The sequence below is a fragment of the Nonomuraea sp. MG754425 genome, assembly GCF_021699195.1.
In the GTDB taxonomy this organism is placed as follows: domain Bacteria; phylum Actinomycetota; class Actinomycetes; order Streptosporangiales; family Streptosporangiaceae; genus Nonomuraea.
The window spans coordinates 1-229 of sequence record NZ_SSXE01000622.1; the positions used below are offsets into that span (position 1 = coordinate 1).

At 70.3% G+C, this 229-nt stretch carries 1 protein-coding gene; it reads right to left on the minus strand.

Annotated elements, in window-relative coordinates:
* On the minus strand, positions 1–229 hold a 229-nt coding region (locus FAF44_RS54235), incomplete at both ends, for a sigma factor-like helix-turn-helix DNA-binding protein (RefSeq protein WP_272896277.1).

Below are 229 nucleotides of genomic sequence, written 5' to 3' on the forward strand. Positions count from 1 at the left end.
GCGGTCGATCATCGCGGCGATCTCGACGTGCGTGTACGCGAACACCTCGTGCAGGATGAACACCGCGCGTTCCAGCGGCGTGAGCGTCTCCAGGACCACGAGCATGGCCAGCGACACCGATTCCGCCTGGATGACCTCCTGGGCCGCGTCGACCGCGTCCTCGGCGGGAGCCACCAGCGGTTCGGGCAGCCACGGCCCGACGTAGGTCTCGCGGCGGCGTCGAAGGGCG